This is a genomic window from Geodermatophilus sp. SYSU D00700 (genome assembly GCF_054050255.1).
This window is the reverse complement of record NZ_JBJGZA010000002.1, coordinates 14,844-31,020: the sequence shown is the minus strand read 5'-3', so window position 1 is coordinate 31,020 and position 16,177 is coordinate 14,844. Positions and strand designations below refer to the sequence as shown.

Genomic DNA, 16,177 nt, shown 5'->3' with positions numbered 1-16,177 from the left:
AGGTGCCGTCATGCCGGGTCCTGCGCCGGGCGGCTCGCGCCCGGGACGACGGCGAGCACCTCGTAGGTGTTCCGGGCGGCGTCCTCGCGCAGGTCGCGCAGCGCCTCGGTGAGCGTCTCGCGGGCGGCGCTGCGGCCGAAGCCGTCCACGGCGGCGCGGTCGGTCCAGTCGCTGGTGATGAGGAACGTCCGCGGGTCGTCGGCGTCCCGGACCAGCTCCTGGCGCAGGTTGCCCGGCACCCGGCTGATCTCGGCCGCCGCCCGGTGCCAGGCCGCCTCGAACGCCGCCTCGCAGCCCTCGCGGGTGCGCATCCGCAGGATCGTCCGGACGCCGGCCCGGGGGACCCCGCCGGTTGCCTCCGCGGCCGTCATGGCGTCGCTCCCTCGGATCGGCGCAGCACCAGGCTGCTGTTGAAGCCACCGGTGCCGCGGGCGAGGACCACCACGGTGGACAGGTCCTGCACCCGGCTGCTGGTGACCAGGTCGACCCCGGGGGCGTCGACCGGGTCGTCGAGGTGGGCGGTCCCGGGGACGATCCCGTCGCGCATCGCCAGCAGGGCGGTGGCCACGGCCAGCGCCGAGCCGCCGGCCATGAGCCGGCCGGTCCACGACGACGGCGCCGACACCGGCACCGGCGTCGCCCGGTCCCCGAACACCGCCGCGATCGCGTCGAGCTCGAGCCGGTCGAGCTCGGGCACCCCGGCGCCGTCGGCGAGGACGAGGTCCACCTCGTCGGGGGTGACGCCGGCATCGGCCAGCGACAGCCGGATCGCCCGCGCGTACTGGACGGCGTCGGGGGCCGGGTCCTCGTGGTGGTGGGCGTCGTGGGTGGCCGCGTAGCCGGCCACCTCGCCCCACACCCGGCGGACGCCGCGGGCGCGGGCCGCCCCGGGCTCCTCGAGCAGCAGGATCGCCCCGCCCTCGCCGATCACGTGGCCGTTGGCCCGCCGGTCGAAGGGCTTGTAGGCGTCCTCGGGCCGCTGCGCGGTCGACAGCCGTCCGCCGGTGGCCTGGCACAGCAGCGCGTACGGGCACAGCCCGGCCTCGGTGCCGCCGACCAGCACCGCCGGGGTGCCGCGCCGGACCACCCGGCGGGCCCAGCCGATGCTGTCCAGCCCGCCGGCGCCCTCGGTGACGACGACGCCGGAGGGGCCCTTGAACCCGTCGCGGATGGACACCTGGCCGGTGCTGGCCGCGTAGAACCAGGCGATCGACTGGTAGGCGCCCACCGACCTGGGTCCCTTGGCCCACAGCCCCTGGATCTCGTGCTGGCTGAACTCGTTGCCGCCCGAGCCCGAGGCCAGGAACACCGATGTCGCGTACGCGTCCTCCGGCGCGGTGTACCCGGCGTCCTCGGCGGCCAGCGTCGCCGCAGCCAGGGACATCCAGGTCCACCGGTCGGTCTGCACCATCAGCTGCGGCGACACGTGGTCGGCGGGCACGAAGTCGCGCACCTGCCCGGCGAGGGTGATGCCGTAGCGCTGGGCGTCGAAGCCCTCGACCGGCCGGATGGCCGGCTCGCCGCGCACCAACGACGCCCAGTGCTCCTCCACGCCGATGCCGGTGGGCGCGACGACGCCGATCCCGGTGACCAGCAGTCCGCTCACGACTCCCTCCGGGTGGGCGCGGCCAGCACGATCGCCGACTGGAACCCGCCGAAGCCGCTGCCGACCGAGATGGCGACGTCGACCTTCTGCTCCCGCGCCACCTTCGGCACGTAGTCGAGGTCGCACTCGGGATCGGGCACCTCGTAGTTGGCCGTGGGCGGCAGGACGCCGCGGCTGACCGCCAGCGCGGTGGCGGCGACCTCGATCGACCCGATGGCGCCCAACGAGTGACCCACCATCGACTTGATCGAGCTCATCGCGACCCGGCCGGCCGCCGAGCCCAGGCTGCGCTTGACCGCCGCTGTCTCGTGCCGGTCGTTCTGCTTGGTCCCCGAGCCGTGCGCGTTGACGTAGCCGACCTCGTCCGGGTCGATCCGTCCCTGGTCGAGCGCGACGGTGATCGCCTCGGCCATCTCCAGCCCGTCGGGCTTGAGGCCGGTCATGTGGAAGGCGTTGCAGCGGCTGGCGTAGCCGGTCACCTCGCAGTAGACCTCCGCGCCGCGCGCCCTCGCGTGCTCGAGCTCCTCGAGCACCAGCACCGCCGCGCCCTCGCCCATGACGAACCCGTTGCGGCGGGCGTCGAAGGGCTTGGAGGCGTGCTCGGGGTCGTCGTTGCTGTCGGTGGTGGCCCGGATCGTGTCGAAGCAGGCCATCGAGATCGGCGAGATCGGGGCGTCGCTGGCCCCGGCCAGCACGACGTCGGCGTCGCCGTCCTCCACCAGCTGGGCGCCGTACCCGATCGAGTCGATGCCCGACGTGCAGCCGGTGGACACCACCGTGGCCGGGCCGTGCGCGCCGAAGCGGACGGCCAGCTCGGTGGCGCCGCAGCTGGGCACCAGCGCGTGCATCAGGTACCGCGACGCGTAGCGCGGGTCGACCTCCCACAGCCGGCCGGCGTCGCTGACCGACACGTACTCCTGCTCCAGCCGCATCGTCGCCCCGACGGCGCTGCCGAGGGTCACGCCGACCCGGTCGGGGTCGGGAGCGTCGTCGGCCCCGCCGACCCCGAACCGCAGCCCGCTGTCTGCGACCGCCTCGTCCGCGGCGACCATCGCCATCTGCACGAAGCGGTCGTTGCGGTGCACCTCCTGGGCGGTGAGGCCCTGCTTGCGGCCGTCGAAGTCCACCTCGGCGGCGACCTGCGAGCGGAAGCGCGCCGGGTCGAAGAACGAGATCCGCCGCGTCGCCGTCCGGCCGGCGGTGATCATGTCCCAGAACCCCTCGCGGCCCATGGAGCCGGGCGCCACCACCCCGATGCCGGTGACGACGACGCGGCGCCTCCCGGTGGTCACCGCACGCCCGGGGCGGGCTCGGTGTCGACGTGCCCCAGGTCGGGCCGCGGTGCCAGCGGGCCGCACAGGAAGACGAACGTCGCCGTCGTCTCCGTGTCGTTGACGATCCGGTGCCGGACGCCGATCGGGATGTGCACGGCGGACTCGGCGACCAGCCGCCGCGGCTCGCCGTCGAGGGTGACCAGGACGTCGCCGGCCTGGCAGTAGAGGAACTCCTCGGAGTAGGGGTGCCAGTGCTCGGTCACGACCTCGCCGGGCTCGAGGGTGAGCGTGCCCATGAACCCGGCGGTCGAGCCGACGCTGGCCGGGGAGAGCAGCACCCGGATGTCACCGCCGCGACGGCGGTTGGGCGGGGTGTCGGCCCGGTGGACGGTGGGGCCGCAGCGCGTCGGCGTGGCCGGCGCGTGCTGGATCGTGGTCATCTCTCTCCTCAGGTGGGCCGGCGGCCGGGGCGGCCGGCGGTTCGGGGGTCGGGCGGGTCAGGCGGCCGGGGAGCCCGCGAACGCGGGCCCCGGGACGTCGGTGGGGACGGGGGCGCCGGGCCCTGCGGCCAGGTGGACCGGCAGGTCGGGGTGGACCTGGCGGACCAGGGGACCGAGCACCGGTTCGGCGCTGATCTCGACCGCCGACGTCGCCCCGAGGTCCACCAGCACCCGGGAGGTGGCCTCCCAGAGCACCGTGGCGGTGAGGTGGCGGCGCAGCGCCGCGGCGAGCCGGTCGGGGTCACGGGTCGGCTCGGCGTCGGCGTTGGGCACGACGGGCACGTCGGGGACCGACCAGTCGAGGTCGGCCAGCGCCGTCGCGAGGTGGGCGGCGACCTTCTGCACCAGCGGGCCGCCGCAGGGCGCCCGCCCGGGCAGCCGGACCAGGTCCAGCCCCGCCGCGCGGACCAGCTCGCCGGCGTGCGCCAGCTCGCTGCGGCCGCCGGCCAGCACCGCGCGCTCGGGCCCGTCGAGGGCGGCGAGGCACAGCGGCCCGTCCATCCCGGCGACCGCGATGGCCGAGCGGGCGACGGCCTCGGCGTCGTGCCCGAGGACCGCGGCCAGGCCGGCGGCCGAGGGCCGCGGCGCCAGCCCGAGCAGCTCGGCACGCCAGTGCACCAGCTCGACCACCTGGTCGAGCTGCAGGGCACCGGCGGCCACGAGGGCGGCGTACTCGCCGACGCCGTGCCCGGCCACGACCACCGGGTCCAGGCCGCGGGCGGCCAGCGAGCGGAAGCCGGCGACCCCGGTGACGACCACCTCGAGGTGGGTGGCGACGGGGTCGGGTGCGGTCGCGGGGTCCCGCCACCAGGCGGCGACGTCGCGGCCGACGACGGCGTCGACCTCGGTCACGGTGGCGGCCGCCACCGGGTCGGCCAGCCACGGGTCGACCATCCCGGGCCGGGAGGCCTCCTCACCGGGGAGGAGGACGGCGGGACCCCGCGCGGCGCTCACCTCACCGCTCCGACCCCGGTGCGGCGGCCTCGACCTTGTCCTTGATGATGCCCATCTGGATCTTGCTGTTCGCGTCGATCCGGCGGGTCATCCCCTCGGTGTCGATGGGCGCCTCGGGCCGCATCCGGAAGTCCTGCACCCAGCGCATCCGGGTGCCGCTGCCCTCCGGCGCGTAGGTCCAGTGGATGTCCATGAACTCGAACGGGCCGGGCTCGACCCGGCGGGCGCGGACCTCGCGCGCGGCGGGGTCGAGGGTCCGCTCGGACACCCAGCTCCAGGTCCGCCCGGACTCGTCCGGGTGCATGGTGAGCCGGAAGCGGAACCAGGTGTCGGTCTGCTCCAGGATCTCCACCGAGCGGTACTCGGTGAACAGGTCCGGCCAGGACGCCAGGTCGTTGGTCATCGCCCACACGTGGTCGATGTCGGCGTCGATCAGGATCGAGTTGTCGGTGTGTCCGACGGTCGCGGTCTGCGGGCTGTCGGTGCTGGTCATGCGGAGCGCTCCTCGGATCGGTGGAGGACGGGACGGCCCCCTCGCAGGGCCCCGGCGCGAGCGTGCGAGTGCTGGGGGGCGAGGGGGTCCTTCATCTAGGCCGGCTGGGCCTGCCCGGCGCGGACGGCCTCGACGATCTCGCCGAACGTGTAGCGGTCGGCGCTGTCGTCGGGCAGCTCGGTGCCGAAGCGGTCCTGCAGGGCGGTCTGCAGGGACAGGAAGGCCAGGGAGTCCAGGCCCACGTCGGCGAAGCGGGCGTCGGGGTCGGTGGTGTGCGCCGACGACGGCAGCCCCGCCTTCTCGGTGAGCAGCTGCATGAGGTCGGTCTGGTCGAAGGCGGTCATGGCGGTGTCCTCCTCGGGACGGTGGTGCGGACGGGACGCCGGGACGGCGGGCTCGCCGTCCGGGACGAGGTGCAGCGGGCCGCGGAGGGCGGCCGGCAGGGCCGGCTCCGGGCACGCCGCGATGAGCGCCGCGCGGGCCACCAGGTCGGGCAGCCGGCGGTCGAGGAACTGGACGTCGTGCCGGTCGGCGCGCACGTCGGGGTCGCGCAGCATGGCGCGGTGCAGGGCGGTGGTGGTGTGGACGCCGGGACCCTCGACGCGCAGCTCGGCCAGCGCCCGGTCCATCCGCCGGATCGCCTGCTCGCGGTCGGGCGCCCAGACGACGAGCTTGCCGAGCAGCGAGTCGTAGTGCGGGCTGATGGTGTCGCCCTGGCGGTAGCCGGTGTCGAAGCGCGTCCACGGGCCGTCGGGGACCCGCAGCACGTCGAGCCGGCCGGGTGCGGGGGCGAACCCGCGGGCGGGGTCCTCGGCGTTGATCCGGCACTCGATGGCCGCCCCGCGGACGACGACGTCCTCCTGCCGCAGCCGCAGCGGCTCGCCGCCGGCGACCAGCAGCTGCTCGCGGACCAGGTCGATGCCGGTCAGCAGCTCGGTGACCGGGTGCTCGACCTGGATGCGCGCGTTCATCTCCATGAAGTACGCGCGCCCGGCGTCGTCGACGAGGAACTCGACGGTCCCCGCGCCGGCGTAGCCGACCGACAGCGCGCCGCGGACGGCCATCTCGCCGAGCTCGGCCCGCTGCGCCGGGGAGAGGTGCCCGGCCGGGCCCTCCTCCAGCAGCTTCTGGTGCCGGCGCTGCAGCGAGCAGTCCCGCTCGCCCAGGTAGATGCCGGAGCCGTGGGCGTCGCAGAGGACCTGCACCTCCACGTGCCGGGCGCCGGAGAGGTAGCGCTCGACGTAGACGGTGGGGTCGCGGAACACCGCGCGGGCCACCGTCTGGGTGGTGGTGAACGCCTCGGCGAAGTCCTCCGGCCCGCGGACGACGGTCATCCCGCGCCCGCCGCCGCCGGCCGCGGCCTTGATGATCACCGGGTAGCCGATCTCGGCGGCGATCCGCTGGCCCTCCTCGGCCGTGCGGACCGGGTCGACCACGCCGGGCAGCAGCGGCAGCCCGGCGTCGGCCATGAGCCGGCGCGCCGTCGCCTTGTTGCCCATGAGCTGCATGACCTCGGGCGGCGGGCCGACGAAGGTCAGTCCCTCGGCGTCGCAGATCTCGGCGAAGTCGGGGTCCTCGGAGAGGAAGCCGTAGCCGGGGTGGACGGCGTCCGCGCCGCTGCGCAGCGCCGCCTCCACGAGGTTGGGCACGTGCAGGTAGCTCGCCCGCGGTGCCGGCGGCCCGATGTGCACCGCCTCGTCGGCCATCTCCACGACCGCGGAGTCGCGGTCGGCCGTCGAGTGCACGGCCACCACCTCGATGCCGAGCTCCCGGCAGGCGCGGGCGACCCGGACGGCGATCTCGCCGCGGTTGGCGATGAGCAGCCGGCCGATCACCGCGGACTCCCGGGCGGGCGCAGCAGCAGCAGGACCTGGTCGTACTCGACGGACTCGGCGTCGCCGACCCGGACCTCGGCGACCACGCCCGCGGAGTCGGCCACGATCGGGTTCATCAGCTTCATCGCCTCGACGATCCCGAGCGTCTGGCCGCTCTCCACCTCGTCGCCGACCCGCACGAACGGCTCGGCGCCGGGGGAGGGCGCGGCGTAGAAGGTGCCGACCAGCGGCGCGCGGACGGCGACCGCGCCCTCGGGGACCTCCGGCGCGGCGGCGGGCTCCGCCTCCGGGGCCACCGCCTGCAGGGCACCGGCCGCCGGGGCGGGGGCCGGCGCGGGCGGGCCGACGACGACGTCGGCGGCCCACTCGACCTCCACCGACCGGTCCCCGCTGCGCACCGTCAGCCGCCGCAGCGGCCCGGGCAGCGCGCGGGCGAGGTCGAGGACCTCCTCCTGCAGCGAGCGTGCGGCCTCGTCCCGGTCCTCCGCGCCGCCGGCGCGCGGGGACAGCTCAGCCGGCCGCACGGTCGTCCCCTCCCGTGGGCACCGGCACGACGCGCAGTGGTCGGGCCTCGTCCCCGCCGATCCGCGAGAGCCGCCGGGTGCGCAGCGCCAGGAGCGTCGCGACGTCGAGGCGGCACAGCTCGTCGAGGTCGGCGACCAGGGCCGCGCGGACCCGCCGGGCCGCGTCGAGGGGGTCGGCGTGCGCCCCGCCCGGCGGCTCGGTCACCACCGAGGTCGCGATGCCGCTGGCGCACAGGTGAGGGGCGCCCAGCCGCATGGCACGGGCGGCGGTTGGTGCGGCCGACGCCGTCCGCCAGAGGATCGCCGCGCAGCCCTCGGGGCTGATGACCGAGAGGTAGGCGTTCTCCAGGACCAGCAGCCGGTCGGAGGTGCACAGGGCGAGGGCCCCGCCGCTGCCCCCCTCGCCGGTCAGCACGGAGACCACCGGGACGCGCAGCCGGCTGCTGCGCATGATCGTCTCGGCGATGGCGTGCGACTGGCCGCGCTCCTCGGCCGCGGGGCCGGGGTGGGCGCCGGGGGTGTCGACCAGCGTGACCACCGGCAGGCCCGAGGACTCGGCGTGCGCCATGAGCCGCATCGCCTTGCGGTAGCCCTCGGGGTGCGGCATGCCGAAGTTGCGGGCCACGCGCTCGCGGACCGAGTGGCCCTTCTCGTGGCCGATCACCACCACCGGGCGCCCGTCGAGCGAGGCGACGCCGCCGACGATCGCGGGGTCGTCGGCGAACGTGCGGTCGCCGTGCAGCTCGACGAAGTCGTCGAAGGCGGTGGCGAGGTAGTCCAGCGTGGTCGGCCGGCCGGCGACCCGCGCCCGCTGGACGACGTCCCAGGCGTCGGCGTCGCGCGCCGCGGGGCCGGGGTCGGCGGGCGCGGGCTCGGTGACCTCCGTCCGGGTGACGGCGGTGCCGGAGCGGGGGAGGACCGGGCGGCCGTGCAGGTCGAGCAGGCGGACCAGCAGCGGGCGCAGCTCGGCCCGGCTCTCGACCCGGTCGACCAGCCCGTGGGCCAGCAGGAACTCCGCCGTCTGGAAGTCGCTGGGCAGCTCGGCGCGGATCGTCTCCTGCACCACCCGGGGGCCGGCGAACCCGACGTGCGCGCCCCGCTCGCCGACCAGGACGGCGGCCAGCGTGGCGAAGGACGCCGACACCCCGCCGTAGGTGGGGTCGGTGAGCACGCAGACCGACAGCAGCCCCGACTCGCGCAGCTGGGCGAAGGCCTGGCTGACCCGCGCCATCTGGAACAGCGAGAAGACGCCCTCCTGCATGCGTGCGCCGCCGCTGGCGCAGACGACGACCAGGGGCAGCCGGCGCTCCACCGCGAGGTCCGCGGCCGCGCTCACGCGGCGGCCCACCTCGATGCCCATGCTGCCGCCGAGGAACCCGAAGTCCATCGCGGCGAGGACCACCTCGGTGCCGCCGATGCGGGCGGTGCCGGCGACGACGGCCTCGGACTCACCCGAGCTGGCGGCGGCCTCGAGCAGCCGGTCGCGGTAGTCGCGCAGGTCGCTGAACGACAGCGGGTCGGGCGGTCCCGGGGGGCAGGTCTGCTCGTCGAAGGTGCCCGGGTCGGCCAGCAGCCCGATGCGCTCGCGGGCGCCCAGGCGCAGGTGGTGGTCACACTCCGGGCAGACCGACAGGTTGCGCTCCAGCCGCTTGCGGTACAGCAGCCAGCCGCAGCTGGGGCAGCTGACCCAGTCGGCCGAGCCGGCCGCCGACGTTGGGCGCCGGGTCGGCGTGGTCGCGGTCACGACCGCTCCGCCGACCACTCGTAGAAGCGGCGCGCCATCGCGTCCTGGGGCGAGCGCCAGCCCGGGTCGTAGGCGTTGATGTAGGGCCGCAGCTCCTCGCTCACCGAGCGGAAGGACGGCAGCGACTGCGCCACCCGCATCGCCTCGGCCGGCGGGCGGTCGAACTCGATGAGGTGGACGTAGAGCTCGTGGAAGGTGAACAGGGACCGGTGCCGCACACCGATCTCCTGGGGCATGGACGTCGCGTCGGAGCGGGCGAAGACGTCGGCGACGCGGTCCGCGTCCCCCGGGTTCATCCTCGCGATGATCATGGTCTGGTGCACGGGCTCTCCAGCGTCGCTGCGGGGCCGGCCGGGAGCGGGCGGGCCGGGGACGGATGCCCGAGGACGTTAGGGCGGGGGACCCGCCCGGGACACCGGCCAGCGGTCGGATCCTGCAGGGTCGCCCGGGGGTGGAGGGGGCCGGTCACCAGGGAGGACGCCCCCGGAGGGGTCGCGCACCCCCGGGTGCAGCACCCCAGGCGGGGACGGTCCCGCCTCGGGGAGCCCCTCACTCCATACCTGGGTATGAATCGGTCCCCCGTTCCCGCACGGTGGGGACACGGACGGTGGCGGAGGGTCGCGCGCCATCTCTACTGTCCGTCTCAGGTATGGGGGCGCAGGGCGCCGGACCTGAGCGGAGCAGACGCATGGGCGGCGAACCGGAGGGGAGACTCCCTCCACGGGATGATGCCCGGAACGGTGGCGTCCCCCGGGCCCGGGTGTTGATCTGCGACGACCACGAGGTGCTGCGGCACGGTCTCCGCGCAGTGCTGCGCTGGGCGCCCGACCTCGTCGTGGTGGCCGAGGCCGCGGACGCCGACGCCGCCCTCACACTGGCCGCCGAGCTGCGGCCGGAGGTCACCCTGGTAGGACTCGGCACACAGGGCCCGGCGATCCCCGACCTGGTGCGGGCCCTGACGGCCACGGGCACCCGCGTGGTGCTCCTGGGCGAGGCCGGCAGCGGCGGCGACATGGTCGAGGCCCTGCGCGCGGGCGCACGCGGCTACGTGCACACCACCGTGAGCTCCGACCGCCTCGTCGAGGGGGTGCGGGCCGTGCTGCGGGGCGAGACCCTGCTCGACGCCACCGTCACCGGCGAACTGCTGCACCAGCTCGACGGGAGCCGGCCGGCGTCCCAGCCGACCAACGGCAACCCGCTCACCGCGCGCCAGCAGGCGGTGTCCGAGCTCGTCGCCGAGGGGCTGACCAACGCGGAGATCGCCGCCCGGCTGCAGGTCAGCCGCGCGACCGTCAAGGGCCACATCACCGTGGCGCTGCGGAGGCTGGGCCTGCGCGACCGCACCCAGCTGGCGATCCACGTCAACCGCAGGCCCCGGCCCGGGCCGGACGACGGCCGCCAGGTGGGCCCCGCCAACGGTTGACCTCCGTGTCGTGGGGATGACTCTGCGTACTGGCCGGACGGACGGAGGCGGAGTGTCGCCCCGGTGCCTGGCAGGAGCCTGGACGTGAGCTGTGACTCCCGTGCACAGTTCCTGCCTGCACAGACCGGTTGCGCGCTACGGTTTCACCAGATCCGCTGAGACGAACAGGTTCCGTTCGGCTGGAGAACCCCGGCCTCCACACCCCGTCACCGACCGGACAGGGGAACAGGATGAGTCCAGATGACCTCCCGAGCAGAGGGGGGCTCCCGGGCCCGCGGCTGCACCGTCCGAACGGTCCTGGCGCGACCGCGCCCGGGCACGCGGGTCCTCCGCGGGCCCGAGCGGTCCCCCGGCCGGTCCGGCCCGTGCTCGCTCGGCCACCGTCCAGCCTGGTGCGGATCCTGCTCTGCGAGGACCAGGAGGTCTTCCGGCTGGGCCTGCGCGTGGTCCTCGAGGCCGAGCCCGACATGGCCGTCGTCGCGGAGACCGAGCACCTGCCCGGGGCGCTGAGCGTCGCCGCGGACGTCCCGGTGCAGGTGGTGGTCGCGCGGCAGGGTCTCGTCCAGGGCGCCACGCTGCCGCTGCTGCGGGACCTCTGCCACCTGGGGGCGTCGGTGCTGGTGCTCGCCGAGCGGCGGGAGGACCCCGGCGCCGAGCTGGTCGAGGTGCTGCGCGCCGGCGTCCGGGGCTATCTCCCCCGGCGCTCCTGCGCCGCCCGGCTGGTCGAGGCCGTGCGCGCTCTGTCCCGGCACGAGCCGGCCATCGACTCCTCGGCCACCAGCCACCTGGTCCGCTACCTGGCCGACCCCACGGCGCCGGCGCAGGGTCCCGAGCGCGTCCTCGACCGGCTCACCGACCGGCAGCGCGACGTCGCCGAGCTGGTGGCGCAGGGCCTCAGCAACGAGGAGATCGCCCGCCGGCTGTTCCTCAGCCTGGCGACGGTCAAGAGCCACCTGACCGCCTCCATGCGACGGCTCGGGGTCCGCAGCCGGACCCAGCTGGCCATCCTGGTGAACCGCGACCGGTCACCCGCGGTCTGACGCCGGGCCGCCGTCCGCAGCGGGGTGCCCGGCCACGGCGGTCCCGGCGCTCCGGGTGGGACGGGTCCGACCCGGGGCGCGCGACCGGCGACCGAGGGGCGCGCCCGGCGAGGGGTCGGCAGCCGGTTCGCGGGTCGCGCCTGGACGGTCCCGGACCGGTACCACGACCTCGGGTGGAGGCAGGTTCATACCCGTGTCCGGTTGGACGCCGCCGGGTGCACCGGGAGGGTGACCTGCGTCGCCGGGCGACTGCCAGGTCCCCCCGAGTCGGCGCTCCCCCACGACCGTCCGGGACGCCGCATCCAGAGAGGCGGTGTCGTGGACCGAGCACCGACCACGCGCCACCCTCGGGTGCGGCGTGCCCTCGCCGTGGCCGGGGCCGGCACGCTGCTGGTGGCCGCCGCGCCGGGGGCGGCGTCGGCGCAGGGAGGCGGAGGCCGGACCTGGGACGTCAGGCCGGGCCAGTCCATCCAGGACGTCGTGGACGCAGCGGACTCCGGGGACACGATCCGGCTGGCGCCCGGCACCTATGCAGAGGCCGTCTGCATCGAGGGGAAGGGCCTGACCATCCGGGGTGCCGGCGCTGCCGCGACGAAGATCGTGTGGCCCGGGTGGGACACCCCCGAGGACCTGCCGCCGGCGCCGGCCAGGTCATCGGTGTGCTGGGCGGCCCAGGAGCGCGTCGACGGCGAGGACGACCCGGCCACGCTGGCCGACGATGTGTCGGCCCTCTTCTTCCTCGACCCCGACGGCCCGGTGCGGGTCTCCGGTGTCATGACCCGCAACCACCCCGCCAGCGGGATCACCGCCTGGGGCGCCGACGGGTTCTCGGTGTCCGACACGGCGGGTCACGCGCACGACGGGTACGGGATCCTCGCCCTGGACTCCACGAACGTGCGGTTCACCGGCAACATCGAGGTCGGCCTCGACCGCGGCACCGCGAGCCGGCCGGACTCGGGCACCGCCGGCATCGGGATCGAGGACTCCGGGGCGGCCGCCGCGAACGTCTCCGGCAACTACGTCGAGGGGTACGACCTCGGCATCCACCTCCGGGAGGCCCGTGGCGGACACGTGTCCGGGAACACCCTGACCGGCAACTGCATCGGGCTCCTGCTGTTCGACGACGTCCTCACCCAGGTGCCCGACGACGGGCGGGACGTCCCGAGCGGTGGGTTCCACCTCAGCGGCAACCGGGCGACGGACAACGACCGGTACTGCCGACAGGGCCGCGACGAGGACGAGCACGTCTCCGGCGTCGGCGTGCAGGTGGTCAACGCCGATGACGTGAGCATCACGGGCAACGTCGTGACGGACAACACGGTGACGCTGCCCGAGAGCGTGCCGGTGCCCACCAACCCGGCGGGCGGTCTGACGCTGCTCTCGCTCCCGGCGCCCGACGCACCGGAGGGCGCGAGCGCGGGCCTCGTGGACGACATCCGGATCGTCGGGAACGCCTTCGGGGACAACCACGTCATCGTGCGACCGGGCCGGGTGGTGGAGAGGGACGTGTTCGTCAGCGACGGCTCGATCCCGCCCCTGCTGGCCGCCGGTCCGGACCTGACCTCCGCGGGCAACCGCTGCGATGCCAGCCTCCCGGCGGACATCTGCGGCGCGCCGCCGTACCCGGCCGACTGACCGCACCCTCCGCCCCCGGTGGGCGCTGGTTCCCGCTAGCGGCGGCGGCCGAGCAGCCAGCCGACCAGGACGCCGAGCAGCGTGAGCCCCGCGCCGCCGAGCGCGCCGACGGCGAGGGTCTGAAGGTCCGACGACGGCGCGCCGGCCGGGGCCCTCGCACCGCGGAACACCTGCGGCTCGGGCGCGGACGGCGTTCCCGCGGGAACGGCCGTGGGCGCCTCGGTCGAGCTGACGGCGGCCGACGAGGCGCGGGCCGCGGCGGGCGCGGCCTCGACCGGTGCACCGGAGATCAGTTCCTGGTCGATCGCGGCGAAGAACTGCCCGGCCATCCGCTTCGCGACGCCGGTGATCATCCGCTGGCCCACCCCGGCGACCGGTCCGCCCACGACGGCGTCGGCGGACCAGGTGAGCGTCGTCCCCTCGTCGGTGGGCTCGAGGCCGATGGTGACCGTCGCGCGCACGTTGCCGGGCGCGCCGGCACCCGAGGCGTGCATGACGTAGGACGAGGGCCGCTGCTGGTCGGTGAGCCGCACCTCGCCGGCGTAGGTCCCGCGGATCGCGCCGACCCCCACCGAGACGTCCATGCGGTACTCGTCCTCGCCGGTCCGCTGCAGCGACTCGCAGCCGGGGATCGTCCGCGCGAGCACCGCGGGGTCGGTGATGACCGTCCAGACCTCCTCGGGCGTGCCGTGCAGCACCGCCGAGCCGTCGAGGTTCACGCAGGGGCTCCCGTCGTCCGCGACGCAGCCGTGCGCTCCGCCGTCTCGTCTCGCATCAGGTCGTACAGCTCGGTGGGGGAGATCGGCATCGCGGTGATCCGCCGGCCCACCGCGTCCTCGATCGCCGAGGCGATCGCCGCCGTCCCGGGGATGACCCCGGCCTCGCCGGCGCCCTTGATGCCCAGCGGGTTGAGCGGGGAGGGCGTCTCCTGGTGGTCGATCGCGATGTCGGGCACCTCGGAGGCGTAGGGCATGAGGAAGTCCATGAACGACGCGTTCTGCAGCTGCCCGTCGCCGTCGTAGGCCATCCGCTCGTACAGCGCCCCGCCCACGCCCTGGGCCACGCCGCCGTGCACCTGACCCTCGACGATCATCGGGTTCACGACGTTGCCGCAGTCGTGCACCACGGCGTACCGGACGACGTCGATCTCCCAGGTCTGCGGGTCGATCTCGACCACGGCGGCGTGCGCGCCCGAGGCGAACGTCGAGCGGATGGGGGAGTAGTAGTCGCGGTGCTCGAGGCCGGGGGCGTCCCCGGGGGCGACCGGCGGCTTGTCGTCGGACCCCTGGACGGCGAACTGGGTGGCCTGCTTGGCCGCCTCGTCGAAGGCGTAGCGCAGCGGGTTGGACAGCACCGCCACGGTGCGCAGCGGGATCGACGCCCCCGGCGTCCCCCTGACCTGCACCTGGCCGTCGTCGATCTCGAGGTCCTCCGGGTTGGCCTCCAGGACGTCGGCGGCGATCCGGATCGCCTTCTCCCGCACGCCGCGGGCGGCCAGGGCGACGGCGTTGCCGCTCATCACCGCGGCCCGGGAGGCGAAGGTGCCGACGGCGTAGCCGAAGCGGCGGGTGTCGCCGGTGTGCACCTCGACGTCCTCGATGGGCACGCCGAGCTCGGAGGCGACGATCTGGGCGAACACCGTCTCGTGCCCCTGGCCCTGCGAGGTCAGCCCGGTGGACACGAGCACCTTGCCGCTGCCGAGCACCTGCACGTGCCCGCCCTCGTAGGGGCCGGGGCCGGTGCCCTCGACGTAGAGCGCCATGCCGACGCCGAGGAGCTTGCCGCGGGCCTGCGCGTCGGCCCGCAGCGCCGCGGCCTCGTCCCAGCCGACGAGCGCGACCAGCTTGTCCAGCAGGCCGGGGTAGTCGCCGGAGTCGTAGATGACCGGGCGGCCGTCCTGGAACGTCAGCCGGTGGTCGTAGGGGAACTGGTCGGGGGTGATCAGGTTGCGACGGCGGACCTCGGCGCGGTCGAGGCCGAGCGCGTCGGCGATGCGGTCCATCGTCCGCTCCATCGCGAAGCAGCCCTGCGGCCGCCCGGCTCCGCGGTAGGGCGTGACGATGACGGTGTTGGTGTAGACGCTCTCGACGACCACCCGGTAGACGGGGATGACGTAGGGGCCCACCAGCTGGGTCGCCGTGACGATCGGCACGATGATCCCGTAGGGCGTGTAGGCGCCGTTGTCGTGCCAGATGTGCACGTCGAGCGCGGTGATCCGGCCGTCGTCGTCGAAGCCGACGGTGACCTCCTGCCGCTGCTGCCGTTCGTGCGCGCTGGAGACGAAGTGCTCGCGCCGGTCCTCGGCCCACTTGACCTCGCGGCCGAGCCGGATGGCCGCCATCGGCACCAGCAGCTCCTCGGGCCACGGGTGCACGATCTTGACGCCGAAGCCGCCGCCGACGTCGGGCGCAATCACCTCGACGCGGTCCAGCGACAGCTCGAGCTTCGCCGCGATCGCCGCGCGCACCGACGTCGAGGCCTGGGTGCTGGAGTGCACCCGCAGGCTGCCGTCGTCGGGGTCCCAGCGGGCGTGCACGCCCTTGCCCTCCAGCGGCATGCAGGCGCTGCGCTCGATGTACTGGGTGAAGGAGAGCGTGTGCGGCGCGGCGGCGAGCGCCGGCTCGACGTCGCCGGTCTCCTGGTGGTGCCGGGCGGCGACGTTGTCGGGGACGTCCTCGTGGACGGCGGCCCGGGCCTCGCGGGCGGCGTCGACCCCGACGACGACCGGCAGCTCCTCGTAGGTGACCACGATCCGCTCGGCGGCGTCCTCGGCCACGTAGCGGTCGGTGGCCACGACCATGACGACCGGCTCGCCGACGTGGTGGACCACGCCGTTGGCCAGGGCGTAGCCGGTGCGCGGGGCGTGCAGCTGCGGGTGCGGGATGAGCACCGGCAGCGGCTCGGCCATCGGCCCGGTGAGGTCCTCGTAGGTGTAGATCGCGACCAGGCCCTCGACGTCGAGGGCGGCCTCGACGTCGACGTCGGTGATCCGCGCGTGCGCGTGCGGGCTGCGCACGAAGGCGGCGGCCAGGGCGCCGGCGCCGATGTCGTCGAGGTACCGGCCCCGTCCGGTGATCAGCCGGGCGTCCTCGCGCCGGCGGACCGGCTCGCCGAACAGCTTCGTGGTCACGCGGCAGCTCCCTGGGGTG

The 16,177-nt window shown here is 75.2% G+C and carries 15 protein-coding genes; 3 read left to right on the top strand and 12 right to left on the bottom strand.

The window, feature by feature from the left end; translation table 11 throughout:
- Positions 1–8: 8 nt before the first annotated feature.
- The 10 genes from ACI79V_RS01825 to ACI79V_RS01780 form a co-directional block, all read right to left on the bottom strand.
- Positions 9–371, bottom strand: a complete 363-nt coding sequence (locus ACI79V_RS01825) for an antibiotic biosynthesis monooxygenase family protein (protein ID WP_456877072.1) — start codon at positions 369–371, stop codon at positions 9–11.
- Complete coding sequence (locus ACI79V_RS01820; RefSeq protein ID WP_456886302.1) at positions 368–1,606, bottom strand: beta-ketoacyl synthase N-terminal-like domain-containing protein; 1,239 nt, start codon at positions 1,604–1,606, stop codon at positions 368–370. Before ACI79V_RS01820 ends, ACI79V_RS01825 begins: the two co-directional genes overlap by 4 nt.
- A complete protein-coding gene (locus ACI79V_RS01815; protein ID WP_456886300.1) occupies positions 1,603–2,898 on the bottom strand; it encodes a beta-ketoacyl-[acyl-carrier-protein] synthase family protein in 1,296 nt (431 codons plus the stop codon). The genes ACI79V_RS01820 and ACI79V_RS01815 overlap by 4 nt, the downstream gene beginning before the upstream one ends.
- Positions 2,895–3,320, bottom strand: coding sequence for a cupin domain-containing protein (locus ACI79V_RS01810; RefSeq protein ID WP_456877069.1), 426 nt, complete (start codon positions 3,318–3,320; stop codon positions 2,895–2,897). The genes ACI79V_RS01815 and ACI79V_RS01810 overlap by 4 nt, the downstream gene beginning before the upstream one ends.
- Before the next feature lie 57 nt (positions 3,321–3,377).
- Entirely contained in the window at positions 3,378–4,334 is a 957-nt protein-coding gene (locus ACI79V_RS01805) for an ACP S-malonyltransferase (protein ID WP_456886298.1), read from the bottom strand.
- A gap of 1 nt (position 4,335) precedes the next feature.
- Positions 4,336–4,827: an SRPBCC family protein gene (locus ACI79V_RS01800; RefSeq protein ID WP_456877067.1), complete on the bottom strand. Its 492-nt coding sequence runs from the start codon at positions 4,825–4,827 to the stop codon at positions 4,336–4,338.
- Between the two features lie 95 nt (positions 4,828–4,922).
- The gene (locus tag ACI79V_RS01795) at positions 4,923–6,662 is read right to left on the bottom strand and encodes an acetyl-CoA carboxylase biotin carboxylase subunit (RefSeq protein WP_456886296.1); all 1,740 of its coding nucleotides are present in this window, start codon (positions 6,660–6,662) and stop codon (positions 4,923–4,925) included.
- Positions 6,659–7,186 carry an acetyl-CoA carboxylase biotin carboxyl carrier protein gene (gene accB, locus ACI79V_RS01790; protein ID WP_456886293.1) on the bottom strand — a complete coding sequence of 176 codons (528 nt, stop codon included), beginning with the start codon at positions 7,184–7,186 and terminating at the stop codon, positions 6,659–6,661. The genes ACI79V_RS01795 and accB overlap by 4 nt, the downstream gene beginning before the upstream one ends.
- Positions 7,173–8,930 carry an acetyl-CoA carboxylase carboxyl transferase subunit alpha gene (accA, locus tag ACI79V_RS01785; protein ID WP_456877064.1) on the bottom strand — a complete coding sequence of 586 codons (1,758 nt, stop codon included), beginning with the start codon at positions 8,928–8,930 and terminating at the stop codon, positions 7,173–7,175. The genes accB and accA overlap by 14 nt, the downstream gene beginning before the upstream one ends.
- Complete coding sequence (locus ACI79V_RS01780) at positions 8,927–9,253, bottom strand: TcmI family type II polyketide cyclase (protein WP_456877063.1); 327 nt, start codon at positions 9,251–9,253, stop codon at positions 8,927–8,929. Before ACI79V_RS01780 ends, accA begins: the two co-directional genes overlap by 4 nt.
- Positions 9,254–9,690: 437 nt before the next feature.
- Between ACI79V_RS01780 and ACI79V_RS01775 the strand changes: the two genes are divergently transcribed.
- The 3 genes from ACI79V_RS01775 (at position 9,691) to ACI79V_RS01765 (ending at position 13,028) form a co-directional block, all read left to right on the top strand.
- A complete protein-coding gene (locus ACI79V_RS01775; protein ID WP_456886291.1) occupies positions 9,691–10,353 on the top strand; it encodes a LuxR C-terminal-related transcriptional regulator in 663 nt (220 codons plus the stop codon).
- Positions 10,354–10,745: 392 nt separating this feature from the next.
- Positions 10,746–11,393 (top strand): response regulator transcription factor, encoded by a 648-nt coding sequence (locus ACI79V_RS01770; RefSeq protein WP_456877061.1) that lies wholly within the window; start codon positions 10,746–10,748, stop codon positions 11,391–11,393.
- 318 nt (positions 11,394–11,711) lie between these two features.
- Complete coding sequence (locus tag ACI79V_RS01765; protein WP_456886290.1) at positions 11,712–13,028, top strand: right-handed parallel beta-helix repeat-containing protein; 1,317 nt, start codon at positions 11,712–11,714, stop codon at positions 13,026–13,028.
- 35 nt (positions 13,029–13,063) lie between these two features.
- Here ACI79V_RS01765 and ACI79V_RS01760 read toward each other — a convergent pair whose 3' ends face one another.
- Together ACI79V_RS01760 and cutA are read right to left on the bottom strand one after the other, a co-directional pair.
- On the bottom strand, positions 13,064–13,747 hold the full coding sequence (locus ACI79V_RS01760; RefSeq protein WP_456886287.1) for an SRPBCC family protein: 684 nt from the start codon (positions 13,745–13,747) through the stop codon (positions 13,064–13,066).
- Positions 13,744–16,158 (bottom strand): aerobic carbon-monoxide dehydrogenase large subunit, encoded by a 2,415-nt coding sequence (cutA, locus tag ACI79V_RS01755; protein WP_456886285.1) that lies wholly within the window; start codon positions 16,156–16,158, stop codon positions 13,744–13,746. The genes ACI79V_RS01760 and cutA overlap by 4 nt, the downstream gene beginning before the upstream one ends.
- Positions 16,159–16,177 lie beyond the last annotated feature (19 nt).

What these genes read in the sequence shown, in the direction of transcription:
- ACI79V_RS01825 (WP_456877072.1), bottom strand. Translation starts at nt 371, where the DNA reads ATGACGGCCGCGGAGGCAACCGGCGGGGTCCCCCGGGCCGGCGTCCGG.
- ACI79V_RS01810 (WP_456877069.1), bottom strand. Translation starts at nt 3,320, where the DNA reads ATGACCACGATCCAGCACGCGCCGGCCACGCCGACGCGCTGCGGCCCC.
- ACI79V_RS01800 (WP_456877067.1), bottom strand. Translation starts at nt 4,827, where the DNA reads ATGACCAGCACCGACAGCCCGCAGACCGCGACCGTCGGACACACCGAC.